Origin of the sequence: Streptomyces bugieae (genome assembly GCF_036352915.1) — a bacterium.
Lineage (GTDB): Bacteria > Actinomycetota > Actinomycetes > Streptomycetales > Streptomycetaceae > Streptomyces > Streptomyces endophytica.
On record NZ_JAZBJP010000027.1, the window covers coordinates 60,037 to 85,188 of the forward strand.

The 25,152-nt window shown below is 71.1% G+C and carries 17 protein-coding genes and 1 pseudogene; 7 read left to right on the forward strand and 11 right to left on the reverse strand.

Annotated features, from left to right (window positions below; translation table 11 throughout):
• Window positions 1–11: 11 nt before the first annotated feature.
• From V2J85_RS30115 to V2J85_RS30145, 7 genes are all read right to left on the reverse strand, one after another.
• A complete protein-coding gene (locus V2J85_RS30115) occupies window positions 12–1,202 on the reverse strand; it encodes a thiopeptide maturation pyridine synthase (protein WP_261953989.1) in 1,191 nt (396 codons plus the stop codon).
• Window positions 1,199–2,230, reverse strand: a complete 1,032-nt coding sequence (locus V2J85_RS30120; RefSeq protein WP_330823324.1) for a lantibiotic dehydratase C-terminal domain-containing protein — start codon at window positions 2,228–2,230, stop codon at window positions 1,199–1,201. Before V2J85_RS30120 ends, V2J85_RS30115 begins: the two co-directional genes overlap by 4 nt.
• Complete coding sequence (locus V2J85_RS30125) at window positions 2,227–4,845, reverse strand: lantibiotic dehydratase (protein ID WP_330823326.1); 2,619 nt, start codon at window positions 4,843–4,845, stop codon at window positions 2,227–2,229. Before V2J85_RS30125 ends, V2J85_RS30120 begins: the two co-directional genes overlap by 4 nt.
• 58 nt (window positions 4,846–4,903) lie before the next feature.
• Window positions 4,904–6,937, reverse strand: coding sequence for a TOMM precursor leader peptide-binding protein (locus V2J85_RS30130; RefSeq protein ID WP_330823327.1), 2,034 nt, complete (start codon window positions 6,935–6,937; stop codon window positions 4,904–4,906).
• 80 nt (window positions 6,938–7,017) lie between these two features.
• Window positions 7,018–7,200, reverse strand: a complete 183-nt coding sequence (locus V2J85_RS30135) for a hypothetical protein (RefSeq protein ID WP_261953993.1) — start codon at window positions 7,198–7,200, stop codon at window positions 7,018–7,020.
• 190 nt (window positions 7,201–7,390) lie between these two features.
• On the reverse strand, window positions 7,391–9,019 hold the full coding sequence (locus V2J85_RS30140; RefSeq protein WP_261953994.1) for a SagB family peptide dehydrogenase: 1,629 nt from the start codon (window positions 9,017–9,019) through the stop codon (window positions 7,391–7,393).
• Complete coding sequence (locus V2J85_RS30145) at window positions 9,012–10,952, reverse strand: hypothetical protein (protein WP_261953995.1); 1,941 nt, start codon at window positions 10,950–10,952, stop codon at window positions 9,012–9,014. The genes V2J85_RS30140 and V2J85_RS30145 overlap by 8 nt, the downstream gene beginning before the upstream one ends.
• 699 nt (window positions 10,953–11,651) lie before the next feature.
• Between V2J85_RS30145 and V2J85_RS30155 the strand changes: the two genes are divergently transcribed.
• The gene (locus V2J85_RS30155) at window positions 11,652–11,795 is read left to right on the forward strand and encodes a hypothetical protein (RefSeq protein ID WP_330823358.1); all 144 of its coding nucleotides are present in this window, start codon (window positions 11,652–11,654) and stop codon (window positions 11,793–11,795) included.
• Between the two features lie 223 nt (window positions 11,796–12,018).
• Here V2J85_RS30155 and V2J85_RS30160 read toward each other — a convergent pair whose 3' ends face one another.
• The gene (locus tag V2J85_RS30160; RefSeq protein ID WP_261953996.1) at window positions 12,019–13,212 is read right to left on the reverse strand and encodes a helix-turn-helix domain-containing protein; all 1,194 of its coding nucleotides are present in this window, start codon (window positions 13,210–13,212) and stop codon (window positions 12,019–12,021) included.
• Window positions 13,213–13,333: 121 nt separating this feature from the next.
• Here V2J85_RS30160 and V2J85_RS30165 point away from each other — a divergent pair, with 121 nt between their 5' ends.
• From V2J85_RS30165 to V2J85_RS30185, 5 genes are all read left to right on the forward strand, one after another.
• Window positions 13,334–13,951 carry a toll/interleukin-1 receptor domain-containing protein gene (locus V2J85_RS30165; RefSeq protein ID WP_330823330.1) on the forward strand — a complete coding sequence of 206 codons (618 nt, stop codon included), beginning with the start codon at window positions 13,334–13,336 and terminating at the stop codon, window positions 13,949–13,951.
• A 142-nt stretch (window positions 13,952–14,093) separates the two neighbouring features.
• Window positions 14,094–16,187, forward strand: coding sequence for an outer membrane protein assembly factor BamB family protein (locus tag V2J85_RS30170; protein ID WP_261953998.1), 2,094 nt, complete (start codon window positions 14,094–14,096; stop codon window positions 16,185–16,187).
• A 16-nt stretch (window positions 16,188–16,203) separates the two neighbouring features.
• A complete protein-coding gene (locus tag V2J85_RS30175) occupies window positions 16,204–16,635 on the forward strand; it encodes a hypothetical protein (protein WP_261953999.1) in 432 nt (143 codons plus the stop codon).
• On the forward strand, window positions 16,632–20,525 hold the full coding sequence (locus V2J85_RS30180) for an nSTAND1 domain-containing NTPase (RefSeq protein WP_330823333.1): 3,894 nt from the start codon (window positions 16,632–16,634) through the stop codon (window positions 20,523–20,525). Before V2J85_RS30175 ends, V2J85_RS30180 begins: the two co-directional genes overlap by 4 nt.
• Before the next feature lie 294 nt (window positions 20,526–20,819).
• Window positions 20,820–21,656: a hypothetical protein gene (locus V2J85_RS30185; RefSeq protein WP_261954001.1), complete on the forward strand. Its 837-nt coding sequence runs from the start codon at window positions 20,820–20,822 to the stop codon at window positions 21,654–21,656.
• A gap of 479 nt (window positions 21,657–22,135) precedes the next feature.
• Here V2J85_RS30185 and V2J85_RS30190 read toward each other — a convergent pair.
• The 3 genes and pseudogenes from V2J85_RS30190 to V2J85_RS30200 form a co-directional block, all read right to left on the reverse strand.
• Window positions 22,136–22,254: pseudogene (locus V2J85_RS30190) on the reverse strand (IS5/IS1182 family transposase); the annotation flags it as partial.
• An 89-nt stretch (window positions 22,255–22,343) separates the two neighbouring features.
• Window positions 22,344–23,273 carry a hypothetical protein gene (locus V2J85_RS30195; protein ID WP_330823334.1) on the reverse strand — a complete coding sequence of 310 codons (930 nt, stop codon included), beginning with the start codon at window positions 23,271–23,273 and terminating at the stop codon, window positions 22,344–22,346.
• Between the two features lie 104 nt (window positions 23,274–23,377).
• Window positions 23,378–23,824: a hypothetical protein gene (locus V2J85_RS30200; protein ID WP_330823336.1), complete on the reverse strand. Its 447-nt coding sequence runs from the start codon at window positions 23,822–23,824 to the stop codon at window positions 23,378–23,380.
• A 286-nt stretch (window positions 23,825–24,110) separates the two neighbouring features.
• On the opposite strand from V2J85_RS30200, the gene V2J85_RS30205 reads away from it, so the two are divergent.
• A protein-coding gene (locus V2J85_RS30205) for an IS5 family transposase (RefSeq protein WP_330823337.1) occupies window positions 24,111–24,919 on the forward strand; the annotation gives its coding sequence in 2 pieces (ribosomal slippage) (window positions 24,111–24,458 and window positions 24,461–24,919; 807 coding nt in all).
• The last annotated feature ends 233 nt before the right edge of the window (window positions 24,920–25,152 follow it).

Sequence of the window (25,152 nt, forward strand, 5' to 3'; positions counted from 1 at the left end):
CGGGGCGGGGCTCAGCGCGTGCCCTCCGCCCACTCGGCGCCGATCCGCCGCCAGGCGGGCTCCTCGCTCCCGTCGGGTTCGGCGACGTACCGGGCGAAGCTGGCGGACGCCGACGTGCCGTGCAACGACTCCACGGTCCGCGACGCCAGATGGCACAGCAGCCCGCGGTCCACGGGCGCCAGCCCCAGCCGGTTGAGGTGAAGGTAGAGGTAGTTCATCACCAGGCGGAACGACGCGAACCATGCGTCCTCGACGAGGAAGTCCCGGTGCCCGTGGTCGGAGAGCAGGAGCTGGTGGAATTCGCTGGTCTTGCGTGTCGGCATGCGCGGCGCCAGCGCCGCCCCGCCCATCGACACCTCGCCCGAAGCGAGCAGCGGCTGCGCGATCCGTTGGTGCCGGCGCACGGCTCGCGCCCACTCCCCTACGAATGCCATCCCCGAGCCCGGCGGGGGATCGATGCCCTCCGGCTCCGCGAGTGCCGCTTCCACCTCCCGCAACCGTGCGCCAAGGGCAGCTTCCTGCCGGTGGAACCGCTCGTCGAAGCGGGCGCGGTAGGCCACCGGATCGTTGGTGCGGGACAGGAAGGCGTCCGCGTGCGAACGCAGGGACAGCACGCCCCGCTCGATCGGGGCTCTGCCGTCCTCGAACGGGATCGCCGCCGCGGCCGCCGTGGTCCACATCAGGTCCAGGGCCAATACGGGCAGCGGGGCGGTGCGCAGCTGCTCGTACATCCGGAACGCGAGGTCGGTGGTGTCGGAGAGAAACCCGGCCAGCAGTTCGCTCGCTCGGAGCGAGCCGAGTACGTGCAGCCGGTGGTCGTACGGACGCTCCACGACGGTGTTGTCCGCCACCCAGGGACGGAGCGGCCCGGTCTCCATCTCCAGTTCGGCGAGCCGCTCGTGAACGGGCGCGAGTGCGGCGGAGTCCAAGCGGACGGTGGAAGGGCGAGCCCGCAGGTAGTCCGTGACGATTTCCAACACCTGGGGGCGCACCTGCGCATGCCATGTTGACGCCTCTGTAAGGAAGTTGAGGCGCAGATGCGGTCCACGCAGCCAGTGCCGGCCGAACCAGGCGCCCTGCACCCAGGTGCCCACCGAGGCGAACGCCGGCCGGACGGCCCCCAGGATCAGCTCCGGCTCCGCTGCTTCGTCATGGTGGTGGACATGCAGGCTGTACCAGGACGCCCCGGCGGATCCGGTCATGCGACGCCCTGCGCCTCGGGCAGCTCGGACAGCACCCGCCCCACGAGGAACCGCAGCTGGTTCTCCTGCCACAGAGTGAGTCCGAGCCGGTTGTTCACCAGATGGGCGCAGCGCAAAAGCACCAGACTGGTGGCCGGGTGGGCGGTGGCCGCCAGGTCCAGAGGCTCTGCCAGAGGGGAGTCCGCCCAGTCGGCGACGAACTGGCCGGTCTCCTCCATGTGATGCAGCTCGTCGCGCAGTCGCCGTACCGAAGCCAGCCAGTATCCGCGCTGGTCGTTCCCGGGTGGGCGGGCCGCGAGCTCCCAGGTGCGCCGGGCCCGCGCGTGCAGCTGCTCCCGCTGGGCGTGGTAGCGCGGTTCGACATCGGCCGCTTCGGGGCCGCTCCCGAATGGCAGCGGCGGCCCACCATGGCGCGCCCACCGGTCGCGGACCTCGTCGCACAGCGCGAACACGCCCACCACCAGGTCGAACGCGAGCAGCGCCCGCTGCTCCACCGAGGCGCCCGCCGACACCACCGACAGTGCCAGCCGGCTGGACTCGCAGAAGTGCCGCTCCACGGCGGCGATGGCGGGCCCGCGGCCGTAGTCGGCGTGCTCACGTTCGTACGGCAAAAACTCCGCCGTGTTATTGGCCCGCACCGTGCCGTCATGGCCCGCACGGCCCTCCAACCCTGCCAGTCCCTGCGCGACTTGTGCGAAGCGGGAGCGGTCCACGACGTCCGGGGCGGGCGACTCCGCGAGAAAAGCGCCGAGGCGACGCTCTGCCACCTCCGCCACGCCGGCGCGGTCACGGGCACGGGAGGGGAGCAGCCGCAGGCGCACATGGGGGCCGCCCTCCCAGTAGCGCAGGAAGAAGTACCGCTGGATCAGTGCGCGTTGCTCCAGCTCGGTCACCAACGGTTCGACGCACCGTGTCAGCAGCGCGTCCTGGTCGGTGTCGTAGAAGACGTGCGCGCACACCCAGTCCGCTGCCTGTGCGGCCGCCGGGTCCAGGCGGGCGCTGTCGCCGAGCCCGTTCGTCATGGTCATCGTGTCCGTCCTTCGTTGATCTCGACGAGGAATTCGGTCACCCGGGGCCCGCTGCCGTCGTGATCCGGCATCTCGCCGGGGCCGGGCAGGGCCTCCTGGAGGAACACCACCTGGCCCGCACCGGCGGCGAGCAGCCGCTCGAAGACCCCGACGAGCAACAGGTTGGCGAAGTCCACGTACAACGGCTTGCGCGACTTCATCCGCCACACCTCCCCACTGACCACCGACTGCGGGTCCAGTGCGCGGACAAAGCACCGCTGCGGCATCCCGTGCTCCGCCAGCCACCCGACCAGCCGTAAGAGGAGAGAACGGTCGCTCTCGCCCTTCTCCCGCCTCGGCACGGCGCCCGGCGGCAGCACCCACTGCCGGCGGCTGACCGTCGTACGGCCCACGACCACCCGCGGTTCCGCCAGGACCTCCCGCACCTCGGAGAGCGACGGGTCGCCGAACATCCGCCGCCCCGGGATCAGCAGGTTGGATGTCGCACCGAAGGTCTGCATCTGCAGGCGCAGCGCGGGCGGCAACCACAGCTCCGCGATCAGGTTGGGGTGGACGGGCCGTACCTCACCGGCGCGCCCCCGCGTGTGCAGGGCGAGCAGGCCGGGGCCGGGGTCGTGCCGAACGAGCAGGTCACCCAGGCGGATACGGTGCCCGGGGGGCCGCACGCTCAACCCTCCGGGGTACTCGATCTCCGTGGCGACGGCGGACACCCGCAGCCCGACGTTGCTGCCGAAGTGACGGCAGGTGTCGGCATGGATGAGGCCCGGGGGCGAGGGAGCGGTGTCCACGGCCGTGTCCCGTACCGCGTCGAGCCCCGCCTGGGTGAGGAGTCGCCGGATGCGGTCCCGACCCCGGCCGTGCCCGGAGTTGACGGCGTTGACCACGAATTCGGGCGCGGAGCCGGTGCCGAGCGGCTGGCCGTAATAGGTCACCGAGTCCGGCGCCCGCATCCATGCGGGCCTGCGCTCCACCACCGAGAGCAGCCGCTCGGGGGCGACCCGGACGACGCCCTGCGCATCGGCCGGAACCGCGCGGACCACCTCACACAGTTGCTCCCGCAGCGCGGCAAGTTCGCCCAGCCGGGGCAGCCGGTGCTGGTGCATCGCCCGGTAACCATGGACCGCGACCGAGAGCAGCGAGGGCAACGCGGGCTCCTCGCGCAGCCACGTCTGGACCAGCCGGTGAAAGGTGAGGAATGGCACCGCCTCGCCGGGGCCGACGCGCTCGGCGAACAGATCGGCGATCGCGACCCGTCCGGGCAGGCCGGGGTCGAGTACGGCGTAACACTGCCGCACGGCATCCAGGTCGCGCAGGACCCGCCCCCAAGCGCGGCGATCCGGTCCGGGGAAGGGCGCTCCCACCAGGGCGTTTTCGATGACGCTGTTCTTGGCGGGCAGACTGATCCGGTCCGGACCGGCCAAGTCCCTGATCCGCCGCAGTGCCTGCTCGACGGCGCCGGTGGCGCGCACCCGCTGCGCCGGATCGGCCAGGTGGGGATAGGCGACCAGGGTGTCCGCGATGACGGCGAGTTCCCGCTCGACCCCGACGAGCTCAGTACTTGTCGCCCCGGCGAGCCAGGAGCGCACCTCGGCGACATGGTCGAGGGTCTGGTCGGCGAAGGGCCACTCGGCCTCCAGCAGTCCCAGCTCCTCCAGGCGCGCCAGGTACGCCGTGGCCGTGGCTTGGTCGCTCCCGGTGCGCTCCGCGAGGAGGCGAGCCGCCTCCTCGCGTGTGGGGCGGCCCTCGCGCACCACCTCCACGCACTCCCGCACCGCAGCCGCCACGGGCAGGGTGCGCAGCGGTTCCTCGGCTCCCGTCCCCAGGAACTCCCAGCGGCCGTCGGTGAGTACGGCACTCGGGTTGAGGCGCAGCCGCGCGCGCCCGGAGAGCTCGGGGCGGCTGCCGAGGGCGCGGACGACCTGTTGGACGACCCACACGTTCAGCTCGGCGACCGTGTGCACCCCAGGACAGGTGGACGCCCGGTCTCCTTGAACGCCGCTCCACGTTCCCAGGCCGCTGGCGGTGAAGGTGCTGAATGGGCTGGTCTTCATGCTGACCCGCGCAAGGTACTTGGCGAGCCGCAGCGCCAACGAGCGTTCCGGCGCCCGCTCGTCAGGGCGCGCGAGCCACTTGCGTACCTCGGCGAGGAGCACCGGACTGCTCAGGACGAGGCCGTGCTGGAGGACGGGGTCGGAGGCTGCTTTGCGCAACAGTACGTGTTGGCTGCATATGTGGTGAGTGATCATGTCGTCCAGCCGGGTCACCGCCTCCTGATGGCCGGCCCGCAGCTGTGCCCAGGCGTCCACCAGTTCGACGAGCGCCCGGGGGAGCAGCGTCCGAAGGGCGTCGTTCCAGTGACGCTCGGTGAGTGGACGGCGATTGTGAATGGCCCGACGCACGGCCACCAGCAGCGGCTTGGCGGAACCACCTCGCCCGATCTGCTCGTAGAGACTGTCGGACAACAAGGATGCCTGGCCGTCGAGTTGGTTTTCCAGGTCCCGCACGGACTCGGCCTGGCGCCACAACTCCGGCGAGCGCATATCGTCCAGCATGGGCGCGGGCAGCCCGCCGATCCGTACGCCGAAGGTGTCCGGGGTGGTGAAGTCCTCGGTCATGGCCGACTCCAGTCACGGGAGGTGCGAAAACACGGGGGTCGTGGGTGGCGCGCGGACGTCACGGGAACGGGTGCGGGTGCGGGTTGATGTCCTTCTCGGCCAACGGATCGCCGCGGTATCCGAGTTCGGAGGGGAGCCGCAGCAGCCGGGGAAGCCCGTGGGTGCGGCGCATCCGGTGCCCGAACGTCATCGGCAGCAGCCCCGGCACGATCACCTTCGCGCAGGCCAGCCCGCCCGCCCGGTGCTCGTTCGTGGTCTGGTCGACCACGACGACGTCCAGGCCCCGGTCGGTGAACCGAGCCACCGCCTCGGCCAGATCCTCGCGGATATCCGTGCCGCGCGGTCGGCAGGTGGCGTGCGCGAACGCCTCCTCGACGGGCCGGCCGCCCGTCTCGGCGTCACCGCCGTCGCCGAGCAGGAAGGCGAACCGGTCGAACGCGGCCGGGTGGCAGTACAGCAGTGCATGGTCCCGCATCTCGCGCACCAGATCCGGCTCGTCGACCATCGCCGCGATGCGTTCTCGTTCCTCGCGGAAGGCGGCCCGGTTCCACCCCAGGTTCGCCGCGAGTTCCAACAGTCCGTTCCGCAGGGCGCCTTCGGGGTCGAAGTGGGCTCCTGCGGCGCAGACCGCGGCGGGCTCGTCGGCCCGGCCCGGTCCGCTCGGACTTATGGCCATCACCCATGCCGTGGGGATGCCGTGCTCCGGGGTGGTGGCGAAGGCCAGCACCCGGTGGCCGCTGTCCTGCCGGATACGCTCGGCGAGCGCACCGATGCGGGGGTCGGACACCGTCCGCAGGTCGACCTGCGGCACGGGGAGGCGGGCGTACCAGGTCAGCAGGAACGCGTCCCGCTCGGCGAGTTCGACCAGCCCGTGCAGCGCTGCTTCCTCCAGACAGCCGCCCAGCGCGCACCCGTTGGACACTTCGTACGCCAGGGGCCGTGCTGCCGGGTTGCCGTGCCGGGTGCGGTAGTACGCGTAGTCCTCCGGAACCAGGACGGGGGCATTACGGGCGAAGGAGTGTCCCCACACCCAGTTGAGCTCCAGGTCCGGGTCGTACGGTGGATAGGGGAAGTGCGGCTCGGCATAGCGCTCGGGCGGGTACAGGCCCAGGTCGACCGGGCACAGTGCCCGGTCGGCGATCTCCGCGTAGCCGGACCGCACCGTGGTCCGGCGCCCGCCGGGCTGGGCCCCGCCCAGCCGCTCCAGGGCCTCGGCGAGCGCGGTGCGGGCGCAGGCCCCGTAATCCAGGTCGCGGCCGAACCCGGCTTCCTGCTCCCCGCCCGGCAGGTGCAGTGGGGCAGAGACCATGGGATACGGGTAGTCGGTCCGCACGTCGAGCTGCCGGACCAGTCCCGTGCGTCCGTCGACGTATCGGGCAACCACATCCTCCCAGTCCGCCCTCAGGTCGCGCACGCGCGGGACATCCGGGGCGAGCTTGGGCCGAGGCCGCTCCATGAGGACGGGTGGCCGGTCCTCGGGGAGCCCGCCGCACCAGGTGCACGCCGGGTCGGGCAGGAAGCGGTGCACGTCAATGACCATGGTCGTCAACGACAGGAAGGCGAGGGCGCTGTCGGTCAACCGACTGGAGGTGGACCTCAGTTCGCTCTCGACGAGCACGGCGGCCGTCTCGCACGCCCAGGTGGTGAGGATCGGTGACGCACGATCGGCGAGCCGGTCACCGTGCCGCTCCATGAGAGCCGCGCGCGGACTGTCCTTGCCGAGAGCCCGTTGCCGGCGCGTCCGGGCGCAGCGGGCGCAGCCGGCCCGCCCCGGGACGGTCGTCGGGCCGACCACGAGCAGGCCGAGCTCGACCCGTACTGGTAGCCAGGGTACGTCGGGACGCGGCGGCTCGGTCGCGGTCATCCAGCCGTCTTCGGCCGTGACGACCGCGGCACACGCGGGGTCCTCCTCCGGGACCAGCCGGTTCGTACGAGCCAGGGCGACACGGATCGTCGAGGCGAGGACGCCCTTGCCGACGACGGCGATGGGGGCCGCGGGGGCCGCAGGGGCTGTCGTGGGGTCTGCGGGGTGCGCCGGGCGGAGGGTTTCGGCGAGCCGTCCTGTGCGGGAGGCTGTCGCTGCGTCGGTCAATGTCACATCCTCGTCGTTCGCCGGGACGCCGCGTCCGGCGGGCGCGGGGCCCGCCGAACGCGGCCGTGCTGCCGCTTGTTTCAGCAGCAGCAGCAGGAACAGCAGCTCGCCGGGGTACCGGTGGACGTGCAGTTGGACGCGCCGATCTCGACCATGGCGTGGCCCACGTTCACGGTCTCCAGGCTCGCGCCCGGCGAGGTCGGCAGGATCTCCAGCTCGTCCGCACTGAGGTCGGCGAGGTCGAGGACGAGTTCGTTCTGCATCGCGATCCCCTTTCTCCTTGAATGGATGAGAAGTTGGCCAGTGACTGGTCGCTCCGCATCCTGCGGTCAGCGAGCGTGCGGTGTCTTCACGGTCCGACCGCAGGACCGGCCGCAGTACGGGGCTGCGGGCGAGGCCGTGGACCGGCCGCAGGAGGGACGTGCGCCGCCCGCGAGGCACCGCAGGTGCGGTTCACCAGATCAGCTCCGGCTCGTACTGGGCGGTGGGCCGGCGGCGGCCCACGATCAGCGTGAACACCGGCACCTGGGCGGCGTCCAGGCCGATCAGGTCCCGGACCATCCCGTCGTGGTAGCCGTTGGTGATCCGTGCGGACAGCCCGGCCGCGGCGGCGAGCACGCTGACCCGCTGGGCGACGATCCCTGCCTCCTGGTGCAGGACGCGGTACCCACGGGCGCCGAACCACCGGTCCCCGGCGAGCCGGTCGGCGGTGAGGAATACGACGGCACCGGCCTTCGCCGCGTTCACCGCCGGCGTCCGGTCGCACAGCATGCCGACCACGGCGCGCCAGTCCCGCGCCGGCAGTCGCAACAGGGCGGGCGGCTCCATGCCGGCGGCCAACCGGTACAGCCCGGGGGAGGCCCCGTCCGTGCCCAGCACGAGAACATAGGCCCCCACGAGAGGGCGGCACGGCGCCTCCGTATGGTCGGACGAGACGGGCTCCAGCGCATACCGCAGTGCCGACGCCAGTCGTGCGAAGGCCACGGGCCGGGCGTCCGGGAGGAACATCCGCCCGCCCGAGTCCCGGGCACGCAGCGCGGCGGCCAGGTCCATTCCACCGGCCCCGGGTTCTGGCCCCGCGAGCCCGAGGACGCCGTCCGGGCCCGACGCCTCGACAGGCAGGCGAAAGTCGTCGGGGGCGACGGCGGCACCGGGCCCCGCGAGCCGGGCGGTGAGGTCGAGCGCGGTCAGACCGGACCACGTGCCGTCGGACGTGCGATCGGTCTGTACATGAACGGGCTGAATATGCGGTAACTCGCATGGAAGGCAGGGCTGTTGAGAAGATGCGACACGTGCCTGCGCCGGCGCCGCCTCCCCGGCCGGGGCCAGGTCGAGCACGGCGAACGCCGTCTCCTCCCTCCCGTCGAGCCCCAGGGCGCGATTGACCACCTCATCGTGGAAGCGATAGTGCACCCGCCCGCGGAGCCCGAGCGCGGCACCGGTGAGCAGCGCGTTCCCCACCGTCATTCCCGCTTCCTGCGCACACAGCCGGTACGCGTAGTCCCGGTAGCGGAACGCGGTCTTGCGGAACCAGGCGGAAGCCACCAGGAGTCCCGCCTCCGCGCGCACACCTGCGCCGATGCGCACCGCGTGCGGCACACCGCCCTCGCGCAGCAGCGTCACGGAGTGGTGCGCCGGGTTGTAGTGGTAGCACCCGGCGGGCAGCTCACCCGCCGGACGTGCCAGCCACACATACAGCTCCACGGGGTGGAAACAGCGCGCGGAGGCGACCATCCGGTGATAGGGCCACACGGCATGCGGACCGAGCTCGATCCGGCCGATCCCGTACGTCCAGTACAGCAGCGCGGAGAGCGCGCGCTGGTCCAGGACGTCGAGGGTGGGGATGCCCTGCGGGTGGGCGTCGCGGAAGGCTTCGAAGGACCAGCGCGCGTCCCCTATCCGCCGCGCCGGCTCGGGAAGTACGTGGCGGGGCAGCTCGCGGTACGTCTTGACCGGCAGCGGGTCGTCCGGGCCGCCTTCTTCGCCGTGGCCCTCGGCGAAGAGGTCCTGGACCCCCTCGAAGGTCCGCCACCAGAACCGCAGGCCGACGGAACCGTGTTGCCCGACTGTGGCGCTACGCATCGCCCCGAGCCTCCACCCGCCGCACCGCTCCCGCCGGACCGTCCTCGTCCCCGGCCTCGTCGGCGATGACGACGCGCACGACGAAGGGCAGCACCTCGTGCACCGCCGGATCGTGGTCGAGCGGCACTACGAGCGGGCGCGCCCCTCGCGACCGCAACGCCTCGACCATCCGCTCGGGCCCGGCCGGCACCGGCAACTCGGCACTGTCGTCGCAGGTGACAGGCGCGCCGAGCAGCCCCCGCCGGGCCGGTGCGTAGGCGGATTCGCCCGTCATCACCGACTGGCGGTCGAGCAGGGCGGCGCGGAGCCCCTCGACGACCGCATCCTCCCCGCACGTCGCGGCGGCCGGGCGGCCACCCTGCCACCAGGCGAGGACAGGCACGCCCAGCGCTTCCCCGATATCGGCCACCTCGACCGAGCCGCGCGAGGCAGACAGGAGGTCGAGGAGACGCCGTTCCCCGGGGTCCATGGCATCGGGCCGCAGCCGCACGGGCCGAGGTCGCGACCGCCCCTCCGCCACATCGCGCAGAGCCAGGCGCACGCACTGCTGGGCGAGGCCGTCCGCCACGCCCTCGTCCCAGCTGAGCCGGGCGGCCACTCCGACCTCGTGGTCCGTGGTGAACACCCGGCACGCCGCCACCGCCTCCGCGCGCCGCTCGTCAAGGGCCCAACCCCACACGGTGCCACCGGGGCCGTAGCGGCGTTCGTCGGGGTGGTGCGCCGCGTACGAGGCGAGCCCGCGCAGCGCGGCGTCCCGGCGTGCTGCGGCAAAGCCCGTCCCCGCCCCGTGCACCGGCGCTTCGCCCTCCGCGCGCGGCACCGCCTCGGTCACGTTGAGCGGCACCTGGGTGAACTCTCTCTCGTCGAGGGCGCGTAGAACACCGATGTACGGGTCGAAGCAACGGGCCGCGCGCCGGGAGAACGTGTCCTCGTCCAGTGGTGCCGCGGCACCGAGTCGTTCGATGCGCCGCCTGAACTCCTTTCGCGTCTCCGGACGGGCCGGGGCCGCCGCCGGGTGGAGCAGAAACGCATGTGTCGAGGTGCGCAGGGTCTCCAGATCGATCCGCGTCACTTTCCGCGCACCATGCGCGGCGTCCATGGCGCCGACGATCCCGGTGAGTGTGGTGAAGGCCGCAAGCCCCAAGTGCGCGGCGACCACCGCGGCGGCGGGCCCGGTGAGGAAGGCATTCGGCCGGAACGGTCTGCGGGCGTCGAGCCGCAACCACGCCGATCGCCAGTCGGCTCCGGCCGGCCCCAGCCACGCGACATCGTCCACCACCAGCCCCTGCACCAGTAGTGTGCCCGCATTCCGGCACAGCTCGTCGAGTCGCAGAGCCCGGTCGACTCCACTACCGTCCGCGACGTGAATCACCGCGCCCACCTGGCCGACAAGTCGTTCCAACCCTCCTTTGTCACAGGCAACATGACGGAACGTCTGCTCTGGATCCCGCGCGGCGGCTTCGGCCGTGAGCTCCGCCAGGCGCTCGGCGTTGGTGACGGCCTTCTCCGTACACACGGCTCGCAGCTGCCGCACCCCGGAGCGCAGCGCCGAGCAGACCAGCGAGACGAATACGGGGCCCGCGCCCACCACCACGACCTCGCTGTCGCGGTAGGTCTCGAACCGCCGCGCCGCGGAGTCGCAGTGGTACTCGATGAATGCGATCTCGGACGCGTACGTCTCCAGCTCCCGCCGCGTGAGCCGGTGCGGCAGTTCCTCCTCCGCATCGATAAGGCAGCCGGCGGCGTGCAATTGACCCACGAGGGAGTGCACGACCTGCCGCTTGTCGTCGGGCAGTCGCCCGACCAGGTCGTCGAGCTCGACCGAACCGTCGAGATGTGGCGCCAGCCGGTCCAGCCACTGATAGGCGGACCGGCCGCGCAGGGCGAGGTCGGCACCGGCACCGAAGACGTGGACGCCGTCACCCGTCGGCACGTACAGCACATCGGATTTGAGTCGCGGGCGCATCATCCGCCTTCGGGGTCGGGCATCCGCCACCCCGGGGCCGACGTGTCATCGGCCCCGGAGACGGAACCTGTCGGTCGGGGCCCAGCCGAGTATCGGGGCGCCTTGTGCCCCTGTCTTCACGGTCGGGCCACAGGATCTACCGCAGGTTTCTGCCGCCGCCGTGATTGCGGCTTTCGGATGGGAAATTGCGCCGCTTGGCGTGAGCTGCCGCCCGAAAGGAGACCAGGCCGCTCGCTCAACGGTAGGGCTCCGCTGCACCAGCCTGCTGCGCGCGAGCCCGGACCGGCGCCCGGAATCCGGCCCGCGAGGTCGCCGGCTTTCTGCCCAGCCGTGGCCAGCTTGTACTCACTATCGACCTGGCTCACGTGAACGCAGAACCCGGGGCCGCCACGCGGTGCTCGCGACGATCGCCGGAGAGGACAGTCCCAGCGCGGCGTTGTCCCGGCAGGTCATTACCAGGAGAATCGCGACCCATAGGCACCCCCACGCCCGTCTGCGTACTCGATGGGAGACCCGCGACGACATTCACGAAGCGTTCCTCGCATTCGCATGCTCACTCATCTGCTGGCGCCGCCTGCAAACAGCATTGCGTGAGGAGCTCTTGAGGGCGCCATTCCCGGCGGTAGGTAGGGGCGTTCGGCCCGGCCCTGCGCGAGGATGCGAAGTGTGCTCTGGCAATGCGGGATCGGCATCGACCTGCCGCCCGCGCCGGACCTGGACAGCCACGACTTTGACCAGCTCCTGGTGCACGCCAAGGGCGTGTGGAAACCGGGCGGCCCAGGGCCACCCCGTCCGCACCGCCACCCCTGAGACTCTCGTGGTGCCGTACTGCCGACGCGTCGTGGGAAGTCTGCGCCTACTGCCAGCCCTACACCTCACAAAGTGAGCGGCATGCAGCGTTCCCCGACTGGCTGGACCGCACAACTACCACCGACCCCACACCGGAATCAGCGGCCACACCCCAGCCAGCCGCGTCACCGACCTCACCGACCAGCACCCCAGTTCTGTCCGTACTGCCAGCTGATCGCGACTGTCAGCCGATCGCGAGGGCGGTCGATGCGTCGATGAGGGCGAGTTGGCCCGGGCTGGCTCTTCGGGTCCGGGCCTGTTCGACGAAAGGGCCCAGCTCGGCGCGGAGGGTGGCCGAGTCGATGCGCTTGATCACGGGCAGCGTGGCCTCGACGATCTGACAGGCGTCGTCGAGGCGGCCGACACCGGCCAGGGCTGTCGCCTGCCGAACCGCGAAGCGGGCCTGGGAGTTGTCGTCCGCCGGGACGGCCGGCCGGCGCCGGCGCTCGGCGGCGAAAAGGTCGGCGGCCAGCTCGAAGCGACGGAGGCTGAGCATGCAGGACGCCTCGATGAGTCGAGGGTTGCCGTTCTCGATGCGCGGGCCCCAGTGAGGGGTCCGGTCGCCAGTGACTTCGGCGGCGTAGCCTCTGAACCGCTCCAGTGCCTCCCGGCACGCCCCCGCATCGCCACGGCACGCATGCCCCTGGGCCGCGCGTCGCGCGGCGTGCGCGCGGATCACCGGGTTGGCTGCCGGGTGCCCGGCCGCCTGGTCAGCGAATCCGATCGCCGCATGGGTGTCACCGCGGTGCTGGGCGATGAACGCCTTGCGGACCAGGGCATACGCGGCCACCGTTTCGTCCCCGCCGAGTGCGCCCCAGCGGACGGCGAGATTCGTCCAGCGCAACGCCTCCGCGGGATTTCCCGCCTCTTGTGCCATCCACCCCGTGTATTCGGCGAACCTTGAGGCGAGCCGCCAGATCTCGGCACGCTGCTCGCCAACGGCATGCGGGCCGGCGTCCGTCAGGATCCGCGTGATCGACTTCATCGAGGCGGTGACGAACCTGGGTCCGGTGGATCTGCCGATGCCCTTCAGCTCCCACAGGACCCGCTCGTATCCGGCGACCACGGGGCCGGCCTCGACGATGCCCTCGGTCCGGGCGCCGCGCCGGCCGGCCCCGGCCAGCTCGACGAGTTCCCCGCCGGTGCCGAAGGCCGCGTCGCATGCCGCCGCTACAGCGGGCGTCGGGTTGCGCAACCCGCTCTCCAGATTGCAGATCTGCCCTTCGGACACGTTCGCACGCCGGGCGAACTCGCGCACGCTCCACCCCCGACGCGCCCGGAGTGTGGCCAGGACGACGCCGAAGTCGCCCGGCGGCAGGCGCGTGCCGGTCGATCTCCCTGCCGAGACCGTCCCTGTCGCGCTGTCCGCCGGGTCCATACCGGCCAGCGTACGGAGCCTCGCGGCCCCTATTCAATCCCCGGCGAATAGCCACCGAGCGTGTACTCCACTCCTAGGGTGAGCACCATCCCTGACGTCAAGGCTTGCCGGATAGGGGGCAATGGTGCCGCGCATCTTCCTCAGCTTTCGCAAACCGGACTCCCGGTGGATGCGAGACCGCGTCTACCGCGCGCTGTCCGACCGCTTAGGTGCCCACGAGATCTTCAAGTCGGGCCAGTCGATTCCGCCCGGGGCCGACTTCGCCGAGATCCTGCGGCGGCAGGCCGCCGAGTGCGAGCTCATGTGTGTACTGATCGGGCCACGGTGGCTCGACGCGCGGGACGAGGACGGTGTGCGGCTCCTGGACCGGGCTCACGACTGGGTCCGCCTGGAGATCGCGACAGCTCTGCGGGCCGGAAACCGCGTCGTCCCGGTCCTTCTGGGTGACGCGACGATGCTGCCCGGCGCCTCGGCGCTGCCGGCCGACATCGCGGAGCTGGCGCGCCTGCAGTTCCTCCGCGTTCCGGAGACCCATCTGCCGGACGAGCTGGAGCACTTGGGCGATGCGGTGACCGCTCTCCTGTCCGATACCGATACCGATACCGACCCCGCTGTCGAGCCCGGGCACAGCACGGCACCGGCCGCTGATCCGGAGCCATCAATGACCATGACGGCTCATGTGTCCGGTGGTGGCAGCGCATACCAGGCGGCCCGTGATCAGACGATCAGGCTGGCGTGAGGGGCGGACGATGGATCATCCGGGGGCAGACGGTGCTCATCGGATCGGGCCGTATGCCCTGCTCGGAAGGCAGAGCACGGTCGGCGGGGGCGAAGTCTTCGCAGCCCGCACGGACGAAGGGCGACTCGTCACGGTCACGGTCGTGGCGCCCGAACTCGCCGCGGACCCAGGGTTCCGGGACCGGTTCCGAGCCGCCGTCGAGGCCGCACGGACGCTGTCCGGTGCCTTCCTCGTACCGGTGGTGGATGCCGACGCCGACGCGCCGGTTCCTTGGCTGGCGACCGAGTTCACCGCCGGAGTGCCGCTCCGGCAGGCGGTGGACCGGCACGGCCCGCTGTCCGAACCGGCTCTGCGGGTGCTCGCCGACGGCCTCGCCCAGGCGCTGGCCACACTCCACGCGGCCGGGACGGTCCACGGCGAGGTGAGCCCGGACTCGGTCCTGCTGACCATGGACGGGCCCCGCATCACCGCCCTGGGGATCGTGGGAGCCACCGGCAGTCCGGCACCCTCACCGACGGACGACATGTTCGACCTCGGGTCGACCGTGCTGTTCGCAGCTTCCGGAGGCGAGCCGGACACGGGCGCCCTCGCCGTGTCGCTGCGCGAGGTGATCGGCGGCTGCCTGTACCCGGAACCGCAGGATCGTCCCACCGCGGAGCAACTCGTCGACTACCTGAGGCGTCAGGACCTGCCGGCCCTGAGCGGCAGTTGGCTGCCGCCGGCCGTGACCGCCGACATGGCTGCCGCGGCCGCGGCGGTCGGATCGGTGTCCGCCGGGGACGGCGGCCAGGGCCCGTTTCCTCCGCCGCCAGTGATCCCTCCCGGCACAGGTATCAGCCGCCGGAAGCTGATCGTCGGTCTGGCCGGGGGCGCGGCCGTACTCGGCGGAGCCGCGGCGGCACTCGCCTTTTCCGGCGACTCCTCGCCGGCACCCGACGGCCGAGCCGGCGGACCCGGGTCCACTGCGCGGCCGACCTCTCCGTCAGGCGTGCGATCCACTCCGGCATCCTCTGCGTCGCCGTCCTCGACGGACGGACCGGAATCGATCGTGCTGGCCGGACCCGACGCCGCCAAGGCATGGTCAGGCGCCGGAAAGCATGCCCCCAACTGCCTGGAAGCGTCCGACAAGGTGGTCATGGTGGTCACGAACACCGGCACGTCCTTCCTGGACGCCGCGACCGGAAAATCCATGTTCCCCGAGCTGAACACGACCAGCTTCCTCGGCACGACCAGCCTGACGTACCCGACGGCGTACGCGGACGGAGTGTTCTACCTGCTCTGCGACACCCCGAGTCAGTCAGGCATGCTGGCGGCTTTCGACGCCGCCAGCGGGAAGGTGAAGTGGGCGACCAAGATGGCCGACGTCGATCCGGGCGGCGGCACGCATGCGGCGAGGTACCTGAGCAACTATGTGGCAGTCGCGGGGAACACGGTGTACGTATGCGGCCAGATGAGTCGGACATCCGGGTCGTTCTCGCCCGAGTCTCCGACCACCGGCTACATCCGTGCGTTCAACGCTGCGACCGGCAAGGGACTGTGGCGGGTCAAGGGCACGGACATCAACAACGTGCTCGTGCCGCCCTCCGGATCTCACCTGCTGGCCACCTCGGCCGTTCCGGGCAAGAAACCCGGCCGCGTCCAGATGATCGACGCCGGCAAGAAGGGCGCCCGCGGCTGGAAGGTATCCGTCCCGCACGCCGGGTACTACTTCACCACCGGCTGGCCGCTGACGTGCTACGCCGCCGGACTGTTCCTGTTCGCCGGCGGCAACGGCGACACGCTGTTCGCCGTCGACGCGACCACGGGCAGCGAGAAGTGGCATCGGCGCTTCGATGCGAAGAGCGGGGACCAGGTCCAGATCGGCGCCCCGTTCGCCGGCTTGGACGGCGCGACCGTCTACGTACCGGTCGGCAGTGACCTGGCCGCCCTGGCCTCGGCCGACGGCACGCTCCAGTGGGTCGCGACGCTCGGCGGGGCCAGCGACATGGGCGGTTCCAACATGTTCAAGGCCGCCCTCAGGACTTCCGGCAAGAGCGCGCAGTGTTCGGCCGACACCGTCTTCGCCACCGACAGCGCCAAGACGCTGTGGGCCATCGACGCGGCCACCGGCAGGGCCCGGTGGAAATACAGCGACCCCGGGCAGCCGGACGTGGGGTTCCTGTGGACGGTGGGCGGCGACCACGTGTTCATCGCCTCCCACCTGACAGTGACCGCGATCGCGGCCCACGGGCGGTAAGGGACAAGGAGAAGACATGGAGACGAGTGTGGAACTCGCCGGCCTGGCATCGGCGGCCGCGGCGCGCCTGATCGATCTGTTGACGACGGACGGCTGGGCCGCGGTCAAGTCCTCGGTCCTGTCGCTGTGGCGGTCCGCGCACCCGGAGCGCATCGAGGAGGAACTCGCCGATGCGCGCGGCGAGTTGCTGCAAGCACAGCAGACAGGCGACGGCCAGGAGCTCCAGGGGCTGCTGGTCGCCGAGTGGCAGGCCCGCATCATCCGGCTGATGGCCACGCGGCCGGACGCCGTCGCTGAGCTGCGCACGCTGTTCGGCGCGGAACTGCGCCCTGCCGGAGCCCCGGAACAGCAGATCTCGGGCTCGATGACGCTGGAGGCACACGTCTCCGGCGGCGACGCGTTCCTGGCCGGCCGGGACATGAATGTCACCAGGGGCGGACAGGCGTGACGGAACGCAGCACCGGTGCCCCGTCCCCCGACGGGCCGCCCCTGTGGCAGCCGAAACGGCAGGAGGCGAGCGCGACCGGCGGCGGCAGCGTCTTCCAGGCCGGCCGCGACCTCCACGTCCGCGTCGGCGACGAGGGGCGCAGAACCGTGCCCGGCCCGGGGGCCGACCAAGTGCCGTGCCCGTACCCGGGCTTGGCCCCGTTCGGCGCGCGGCACAAGCAGTGGTTCTACGGCCGCGAGCGAATGGTTCACCTCGTGTGCGAGCGGATGGACGCCCGGATGCGTGAGGGCGGCCCGCTGGTGCTGATCGGTCCCTCGGGAGCCGGGAAGTCCTCGCTGCTCGCGGCCGGGGTGCTGCCGGCCCTGGACGACGGCCGGCTTCCGGCGGCGGGTTCGAGCACCTGGCCGCGGCTGCTGCTGACCCCGACGGCATCCCCGGCCCTGGCGCTGGCGGCCGCCGCCAGGCTCGACGCCGAGACCGCCCGGCGCACCGCACCGGCGTGGCGGGCCGATCCCGCACGGTGCCTTGCCGAGCTGCGCGAGATCACCGGAGCCGGCGATCCGGCACCCACCGGGGAGTCCCCCTCCGCGGGCCTGGTCGTCGTGGTCGACCAGTTCGAGGAGATCTTCACGGCCTGCGGCGACGAGACCGAACGGCAGTGGTTCATCGACGTGCTCGACCGTCTGGCCCGGCCCGCGGGCGGTGCGGTCGTGGTGCTGGGGGTGCGCGCGGACTTCTATGCCGCGTGCACGGCCCATCCGCAGCTCCGGGCGGCGCTCCAGGCCGGTCCGGTCCTGCTGGAGCCGATGACGGAGGACGAACTCAAGGACGCGATCCGCCGCCCGGCCGGCAACGTGGGACTCGACGTCGAAGACGGCCTGGTCGAGGTGCTGCTGGCGGACCTGGGCGCGGTCGGGGGGCCGGTCGGTACGAGCACCACGGGCCGACTGCCGCTGCTCGCACACGCGCTGCGGGCCACCTGGCAGCAGCGCCACGGCCACACGCTCACCGTGGACGGGTACCGCGTCACCGGCGGCATCCAGGGTGCCATCGCCAATACGGCGGACAGGCTCTACGACACCCTGCCGCCGCCCTGCCACGAGGCCGCACGGTGGGTGTTCCTGCGGCTCGTCATCGTGGGACGCGACGCCGACGACAGCCGCCGGCGCGTCCGGTACGACGAGCTGCTGCGTCACGCGACGGACCGGGAAGCGGCCGTCAGGGTCCTGGACGACTTCACCCGCGGCCGGCTGCTGACCCGGGACCAGGACACGGTGGTGATGACGCATGAGGTGCTCATCCGCGCCTGGCCCCGGCTGCGGGGCTGGATCGAGCACGACCGCAGCGGAAACCTCGTACGACAGGATCTGGAAGAGGCGGCCGAGCTCTGGGAACAGGCCGGCCGGGAGGCAGCCGCGCTGTACCGCGGCAACCGCCTGGAGGCCGCCCTCGCCTGGGCCGAAACGCACGGGCCGGAACTCAGCGGCGCCGCCCGGGCATTTCTGGCAGCCGCCCGCCACCACCAGCGGCGCGGGCAACGGCTCCGGCGTGCCGCAGTCGCCACCATCACCGCGCTGGCCGTGGTCGCCTCGCTGGCCGCGGTGTTCGCCTTCCGGCAGGAGTCCAACGCCCGGAAGGCCGCCACCCAGGCCCTTCGAGCCCGCGACCAGGCCATCAACGCCGCCGTCACCTCCGCGTCCGTGCAACTGGCGCCGACCGATCCCTCGCTGTCCGCTCAACTCGCGCTGACCGCCTACCGCATGGACCCGACCCCAAAGGCGGCGTCCCGGCTCATCACGACCGAGAACACACCGCTGGACACCCGGCTTCCCGGCCCGCGCGGCGCGGTGTACACCGTGGCCTACAGTCCCGACGGGCACATGCTGGCGGCCGGGAACGTCCACCAGAGGCTCGTCCGGCTGTGGGACGTCTCCGATCCGAGCCGTCCGGTGGCGCTGGGCCGACCCGTGCCGGTGGACCGTTCCGTCGATTCGATCCTGTCGCTCGCGTTCAGCCCGGACGGCCGGGTGCTGGCCGTCGGCGGACACACCAGCCACAACGGCGATGCCGGTTCCGGCGGATTCGTCGACCTGTGGAGCCTGACCAGCCCCAGCCACCCGGTCCTGCTGGGCCGGCCGAAGAGCCCCGGCATTCAGGGCTTGGACGCCGCGACCTCCATCGAATCGCTGGCGTTCAGTCCCGACGGCCGTACCCTGGCCGCTGGATGGCACGCCGGATTCGTCAGCCTGTGGAACGTCAGCCGTCCCGACGACGTCAAACCCGCGGGAGCGCCCCTGAACCTCGACTGCCCCGGCGTCTTCTCCGGTCGCATCGCGTTCAGCCCCACCGGGCACACCCTGGCCGCCGCATGCGACGACGATGCCGGCACCATCCGCCTGTGGAACACCACCGACCCAGCCCACCCCGGCCGCGGCCGTTCCCTGAAGGCCGGGCATCGCGTCATCTCCCTGGCGTTCAGCCCCGACAGCCGCACCCTGGCCGCCGGAATCGAGGACAGCACGGTCCACCTGTGGAAGGTCGCGGACCCCAGCCACCCCACCCCCCTGGGCAAGCCGCTGACCGGTCCCGCCCAGCCCGTCATGTCGGTGGTGTTCAGCCCGGACGGTCACACCCTGGCCGCCGGCAGCGCCGACCACACCATCCATCTGTGGAACGTCACCCACTCCAGGGCTATCGGCCCTCTGGGCCGGCCGCTGACCGGTCCCGGCGACGCGGTGACCGACGTGGTGTTCAGCCCGGACAGCCGCACCCTCGCCGCCGGGAACACCGACGGCAACGTCGATCTGTGGAATCTGCCGCCGACCCGGATCATCGGCGCCGGCGGCAATGTGGCATCCGTGGCGTTCAGCCCCGACGGACGCACCCTGGCCGCCGGAAACCAGAACAACACCGTCTCGCTGTGGAACACCGCCGACCCCAACCACCCCGCTCCCCGCGGTGATCCGCTCACCGGCCCCAAGGAACCGGTCGACGCCGTGGCGTTCAGCCCGAACGGGCGCACCCTGGCCGCAGGCGACAGCGGCGGCACCGTCACGTTGTGGAACACCGCCGACCCCAGCCATCCCGTTCGCCTCCGTAAGACCCTCAGCGGGGCGGACGGGACCATCTTCTCCCTGGCGTTCAGCCCCGACGGCCACACCCTGGCCGCGGCCGGCGACAACCACGATCGTGGCAGCATCGCCCTGTGGGACGTCAGCGACCCCGCTCACCCCGACGCCCAGCCCGGCATCTCCAATGACCACACGAGGTCCGTCGAATCTCTGGCGTTCAGCCGCGACGGCACGATGCTGGCGGCCGGCGGCGACGGCAGCAACCATGAGGTCGGCCTGTGGAGTACGACGGACCCCGGGGTCCGCATCGGGGAGCCGATCGACCAGCCGAACGCCACCAGCACCTGGGTCGCGTTCAGCCCGGACGGCCGCACGCTCGCCACCGGGAACAGCCGCGGCACCGTCACCCTGTGGAATGCCACCGACCCCCACCACCTCACGCGCAGGGGCAGTCCCCTGACCGTACCCGGCGGCAGCCTGTGGTCGGTGGCGTTCAGCCCGGACGGGCACACCCTCGCAGCGGCCGGCCACACCGACGACGGCACCATCACCCTGTGGAACGTCACCGATCCGGACCGCCCCACCCCCATCGGCCGCCCGCTGACCGTGGAGACCGGATTCGCCGCCGTTCTGGCGTTCAGCCCGGACGGTCACACCCTGGCCGCCACCACCGACGACGGCGTCGCCACGCTCTGGGACCTGAACGTCAAGTCCGCCATCAGCCGTATCTGCGCCGGGAGCTCCGGCGCCTTGAGCCGCCAGCAATGGAGCCGATACGTTCCCCAACTGCCGTACGACCCACCCTGCGTGACCACCTAGGCAGTTTCGTTGGGACCAGTCGGTCGTTGGTCCGAGTCTGGCATCAACTGATGTGCAGGGGGCGCGAATCGAGCTGTTGCTCCCGGACCGGACGCCGAAGAGGGGCGGCCGCTGGCGGGATCACCGGGAGGTGATCGACGAGATCGCTTTACTGGTCGGCTTCGGAAATCCTTCGGGGGTCGACGCCTCTTCTCCGGCTGTCAGACGTGGCTGCCACACTCTCCTCCCATGACGGCACCACCACGCTGGACCGATGACCTGTTCCCGTTCCCCACCCCACCCGCACTCGCCAAGGTGATCGACATCGCCTGGGAGGAGGGGTTCCTCACGACGGACCTATACGAGGAGGGCCTGTACGACGCTGGCCGCGTGCAGACCAGCTTTGCCCTGCCGTTCGACCTGTGCGAGGTACCCCTCGCACCCCAGGGGTGGGAGTACTGCTACGCGGGGGAAGCGTTCCGCCGGCATCACGTACCGTTCATGTCCGTGCCGGAACTCCTGCCCTTCGCGGACCTTGGCACCGGCACCTGCGTCGGATGGGTGGTCCCTGCGCCGGAACTCGGACGCACCGACCATCCCGTTGCCTCCTTCGGCCACAAGGAGCCGGGCGTCATCGGCCGGAATACCCTGGACGGCCTCACCTTTCTGCTCTCCCTCGCCCTGCGCAGCGGAGGAGAGCGCCGTCGCACCCAGGTGGCACGTCTGTCGGCCGAACTGGGCATCCATCCCACCCCGGAGTACGGCCTTACGCCCGGCGGCCGCAGCGACGCGGAGGTCCCCCTCGATCTTGCGCCGCCGGCCGGCTGGCGCCACGAACCCGACCCGTCCGGCATCGGTGTCGGCGTTCTCGCACCGAACGACGCCTTCGCCGATGAGTATCCCGCCTTCACCGGGGACACTGACTTCATCCTGGCTGATGCCTCCCGGATGCTCGACGCGGGCTACCCGGCGAGCGCTCTTATGGGACTCACCGCCGCCTACCACGAGGATGTAGGGCGCCTGCCGGACCTCCACCCCTTGTGGGCTCGCGCTTACGACGATCTCGGCCGCACGCTGCTCCGCGAACGTCTCGACGTCATGCTGGAAGACCACCCGGGCCAGCCTCGCACTTTGACGGAGTGGGGCGTCTGACGGGAGATCAACTAAACGGTCAGCTCTTGAAGTCCTTCGGGAGTTGACTCCGGAGCTGGTGTTGTGGCTGGTGTCGGGGCGGTGAGGTAGAGACCGCAGGCTCTGGCCGATAAGGTCCACTTCTGCTGATCGGCCTGCCTGCTTTGCCCCTTGTCGCTGCCTGCCTGATCTTGCTGACTGCCTCGCAGAGGCACCGGCTGAAGAAGATGGCCTACGGCCACAAGACTCCCTACCAGGCCCGGATCCGCGCGCACATCGTGCTTCATGCGGCCAGGTTCACCTGCCCTGATCTGGTGGTGACACACCGCCCTGGGGTCCGTGAAATGTTCGCGGCAGTAAGAGACATGGTTTCCAACGGGGATCACGAGATTTCTTTGAGGCGAGTCGAGTAGCAGATTCCTGAGAAGCGGATGCCCATCGAGGTAGCCCTTCGGTGGGCATCCGCTTGTTCTACCCCTGAACCACGAAACAGGCGTCCGTTCGGCCTGGCCTTTCTCGCGGCGATGCGGGATGACCAGCCGGTCCCCTGGTAGCCGCCGTCCACGATCACCGTTGTCCTTCCAGCAGCGTCCTTCGCGCCGGACAGCTCCCATGCCTTCCTGACATCCACGGACACGCGCTCGTTGGGTGCGCGTCCGGCGGACCGGGGTGCGGGGCGCCGCCGTGTCGACGGCGCCCCGCCGGGGGTCAGCCGACGCGCAGGGTCAGGGCCGCGGTGTGGAGCTTGCCACCGGTCTGGAACTGCAGGAACAGCCGCCAGTTGCCGGAGGTGGGCAGCTCGGCATGGAAGGACAGGTCCGGGCCGCCGTTGTCGCCGGTCACCTTGGTGGTGGGGTGGAGGTGGGCGAACGCGGCGTCGCCTTCGTGGAAGGCGGTCAGGTGGGCGTAGGTGTCCAGGTAGGGCTCAAGGTCGGTGACGGGCTTGCCGTCCTTGGCGATCGAGACGGTCAGCGGGTGCGCCATGCCCGCCATGGGCTCGCCCTTGACGGTGACGGTGTACCCGTCGGCCTGTGTGCTGGTGGCCGGTGCGGGCAGCGGAGCCTTCGCGGCGTCGCCGGGCACCGTGACGGTGCGCGAGAGCACGAAGTCCTTGCCCTTGCCAGGCCCGGCCTCGGGGGTGAAGGAGGCGAACAAGCGCCAGGAGCCCGGTGCGAGGGAGGACAGGTTCGCACTCCAGGTGCCGTCGGCGGCCATGGTGGGGTGGATGTGCTGGAAGCCGGTCAGGTCGGAGCGGATGGCGTAGAAGTGCATCCGCTTGGTCTGGTCGAGGGCGAAACCGGTGACCGGCCGGCCGTCCGGGCCCGTGACCGTGAACCGGTAGGCGGTCTGCTTGCCGGACGGCAGGGTCGCGTCCTTGGAGATGAGGCGGTAGCCGCCCCGGGTGTCGGACAGGCCGTTGCCGGGGGCCATGTGGTCCATGCCGGGCATGTCACCCATCGCTTGCGACGCGCTGGGTGAGGCGGACGCGGAAGACTTGCTGCCGTGGTCCATGCCGGGCATGGAGGAGGAGTCGCTGGAGGAGGAGCCGCAGGCGGCCAGCGTCAGCGCGAGAGCGGCTGCGGCGCCGGTCGCTGCGAGGCCGCGGCGGCGCGCGATGAAACGGTACGAGGTGACCATCGAAGTGGGATCTTTCCGGGTGGGCGCACCACACCGGTGGTGCGCGGAAACGAGCAGGACACGGTGCCGGTTTCCGGCCTGGGGCCGGGTCCGGCGCGCACCTGTCACGTCTGCGCGATGCACACCCGAAGCAGGAGATCTCGTCCGCCATCCGGTGGCCCGCGCCGCCCTCTCCCGTCGGCCGCTGCCCGTAGTCGGGTCAGCGTCCACAGGCCGAGTCCGGCGGCACCCGCCACGACGAGCAGGCTGGGCGCAGGCAGGGGGGTCCGCTCGTGCGGGGCAGTCGACACGCACAGCGCTCCGGGCATCCCGGAGACGTCGGCGGTCCGGACGGCGGGGCCAGGACCGTGTCCGGTCGGCGCGTGGGCCGTGGGCAGTGCAGCGGTGTCGTGGCCACTGGTCATCGGCGAGGTCGCGGTCTTGGCGCCGTGGCAGCCCTCCGCGGCCGTGGCCGGGGCTCCGTGCATGAGGAAAAGCCCGAACAGCACCGCGCACACTGCCAGCAGCCGGGCGACGCCCCGCGTGCCTGCCTGTGCGCTGTCCACGGCCATGCCCCTTCCTTTTCGTTCAATCGAGCCGTACGACCATACCCCGGCAGGGTATCGACTGCGCGAGCTGGGTTCCCGAGGTGTACCCCGTGAGGACGGCCTGCTTAACGACTGGCCGGCACCTGCCACTCCCCGCCGTGGAGGCCGGACGAGCACGCTGCCTCCGGGGCGCCGGCCAGGCCCAGCCCCCTTCCGGGGACCCGGCCCCGCCACGGCGCTGTGGAACGGACCCGTCCGGTAGTCCGCTAAGACGTCGTTTCTGACGGCGTGATCGCTCGTTGAGCTGTGCATGGCGGATCTGGTTGAGCGGTTGGTGCCGGACGAGTTGTGGGTGCTGTTCCGGCGGGTGGTCCCGCCGACGGAGGTCATACGCCCGCAAGGTGGCGGCCGGCGACGGGCCGGTGACCGCGCATGCCTGGCAGCGATCATCTTCGTGGCCACCTCGGGCTGCACGTGGCGGCAGTTGCCTCCGGTGTTCGGGCCGGCCTGGCCCACCGTCTACCGGCGCTTCGCCCAGTGGAGCCGGGATCGGGTGTGGGCCAGGCTGTACCGCGTCATCCTTGACGAGCTCGGTGCCCGGGGCGAGTTGGACTGGTCGCGGTGTGCGATCGACTCCGTCAGCGTCAGGGCGGCAAAAGGGGGCCACTGACCGGACCGAATCCGACCGACCGCGGCAAGCCGGGATCGAAAATCCACCTGATCACCGACCGAAACGGTGTGCCGCTGTCGCTGGGCATCTCCGGCGCCAACGTGCACGACAGCCTCGGCCTGGAGCCGCTCGTGCGCGGGATCCCGCCCATCCGCTCCCGCCGCGGCCCGCGCCGCCGGCGTCCGGCCAAGCTCCACGCCGACAAGGGCTACGACTACGACCACCTGCGGAAATGGCTTCGTGAGCGTCGCATCCGCCACCGCATCGCCCGCAAGGGCATCGAGTCGTCCACGCGGCTCGGCCGACACCGCTGGGTCGTAGAGAGAACGGTCTCCTGGCTGGCCGGATGCCGAAGGCTGCACCGCCGTTACGAGCGAAAGGCCGAGCACTTCCTGGCCTTCGTCGGCATCGCCGCAGCCCTCATCAGCTATCGCCGACTCACCAACTGAAACAACGTCTAAGGCAACAGCGGCAGGAAGCATGCGTGACACTCCTGACCGCTGTCGAGGCCCTGGCCGATAGGTTCCTGCCGTTCTTGGAACTGATCGAGCGATCAGTGGACGAAGGGCAGGCCGTCCCTCGCTCCGAATTGAGCGAACTGCTGGCATCAGCAGACAGAGCGCACGACACCTGTCTCACGGCGAACATACGGCTGTCTGTCCTGGGCCCTGAGGATCTCCTG

Excerpts from the sequence above, each read along its gene's own strand:
- V2J85_RS30115 (WP_261953989.1), bottom strand. The coding sequence starts at position 1,202 with ATGACCGGATCCGCCGGGGCGTCCTGGTACAGCCTGCATGTCCACCAC.
- V2J85_RS30135 (WP_261953993.1), bottom strand. The coding sequence starts at position 7,200 with ATGCAGAACGAACTCGTCCTCGACCTCGCCGACCTCAGTGCGGACGAG.
- V2J85_RS30120 (WP_330823324.1), bottom strand. The coding sequence starts at position 2,230 with ATGACCATGACGAACGGGCTCGGCGACAGCGCCCGCCTGGACCCGGCG.
- V2J85_RS30175 (WP_261953999.1), top strand. The coding sequence starts at position 16,204 with ATGGAGACGAGTGTGGAACTCGCCGGCCTGGCATCGGCGGCCGCGGCG.
- V2J85_RS30160 (WP_261953996.1), bottom strand. The coding sequence starts at position 13,212 with ATGGACCCGGCGGACAGCGCGACAGGGACGGTCTCGGCAGGGAGATCG.
- V2J85_RS30140 (WP_261953994.1), bottom strand. The coding sequence starts at position 9,019 with ATGCGTAGCGCCACAGTCGGGCAACACGGTTCCGTCGGCCTGCGGTTC.
- V2J85_RS30195 (WP_330823334.1), bottom strand. The coding sequence starts at position 23,273 with ATGGTCACCTCGTACCGTTTCATCGCGCGCCGCCGCGGCCTCGCAGCG.
- V2J85_RS30125 (WP_330823326.1), bottom strand. The coding sequence starts at position 4,845 with ATGACCGAGGACTTCACCACCCCGGACACCTTCGGCGTACGGATCGGC.
- V2J85_RS30200 (WP_330823336.1), bottom strand. The coding sequence starts at position 23,824 with ATGGCCGTGGACAGCGCACAGGCAGGCACGCGGGGCGTCGCCCGGCTG.
- V2J85_RS30165 (WP_330823330.1), top strand. The coding sequence starts at position 13,334 with ATGGTGCCGCGCATCTTCCTCAGCTTTCGCAAACCGGACTCCCGGTGG.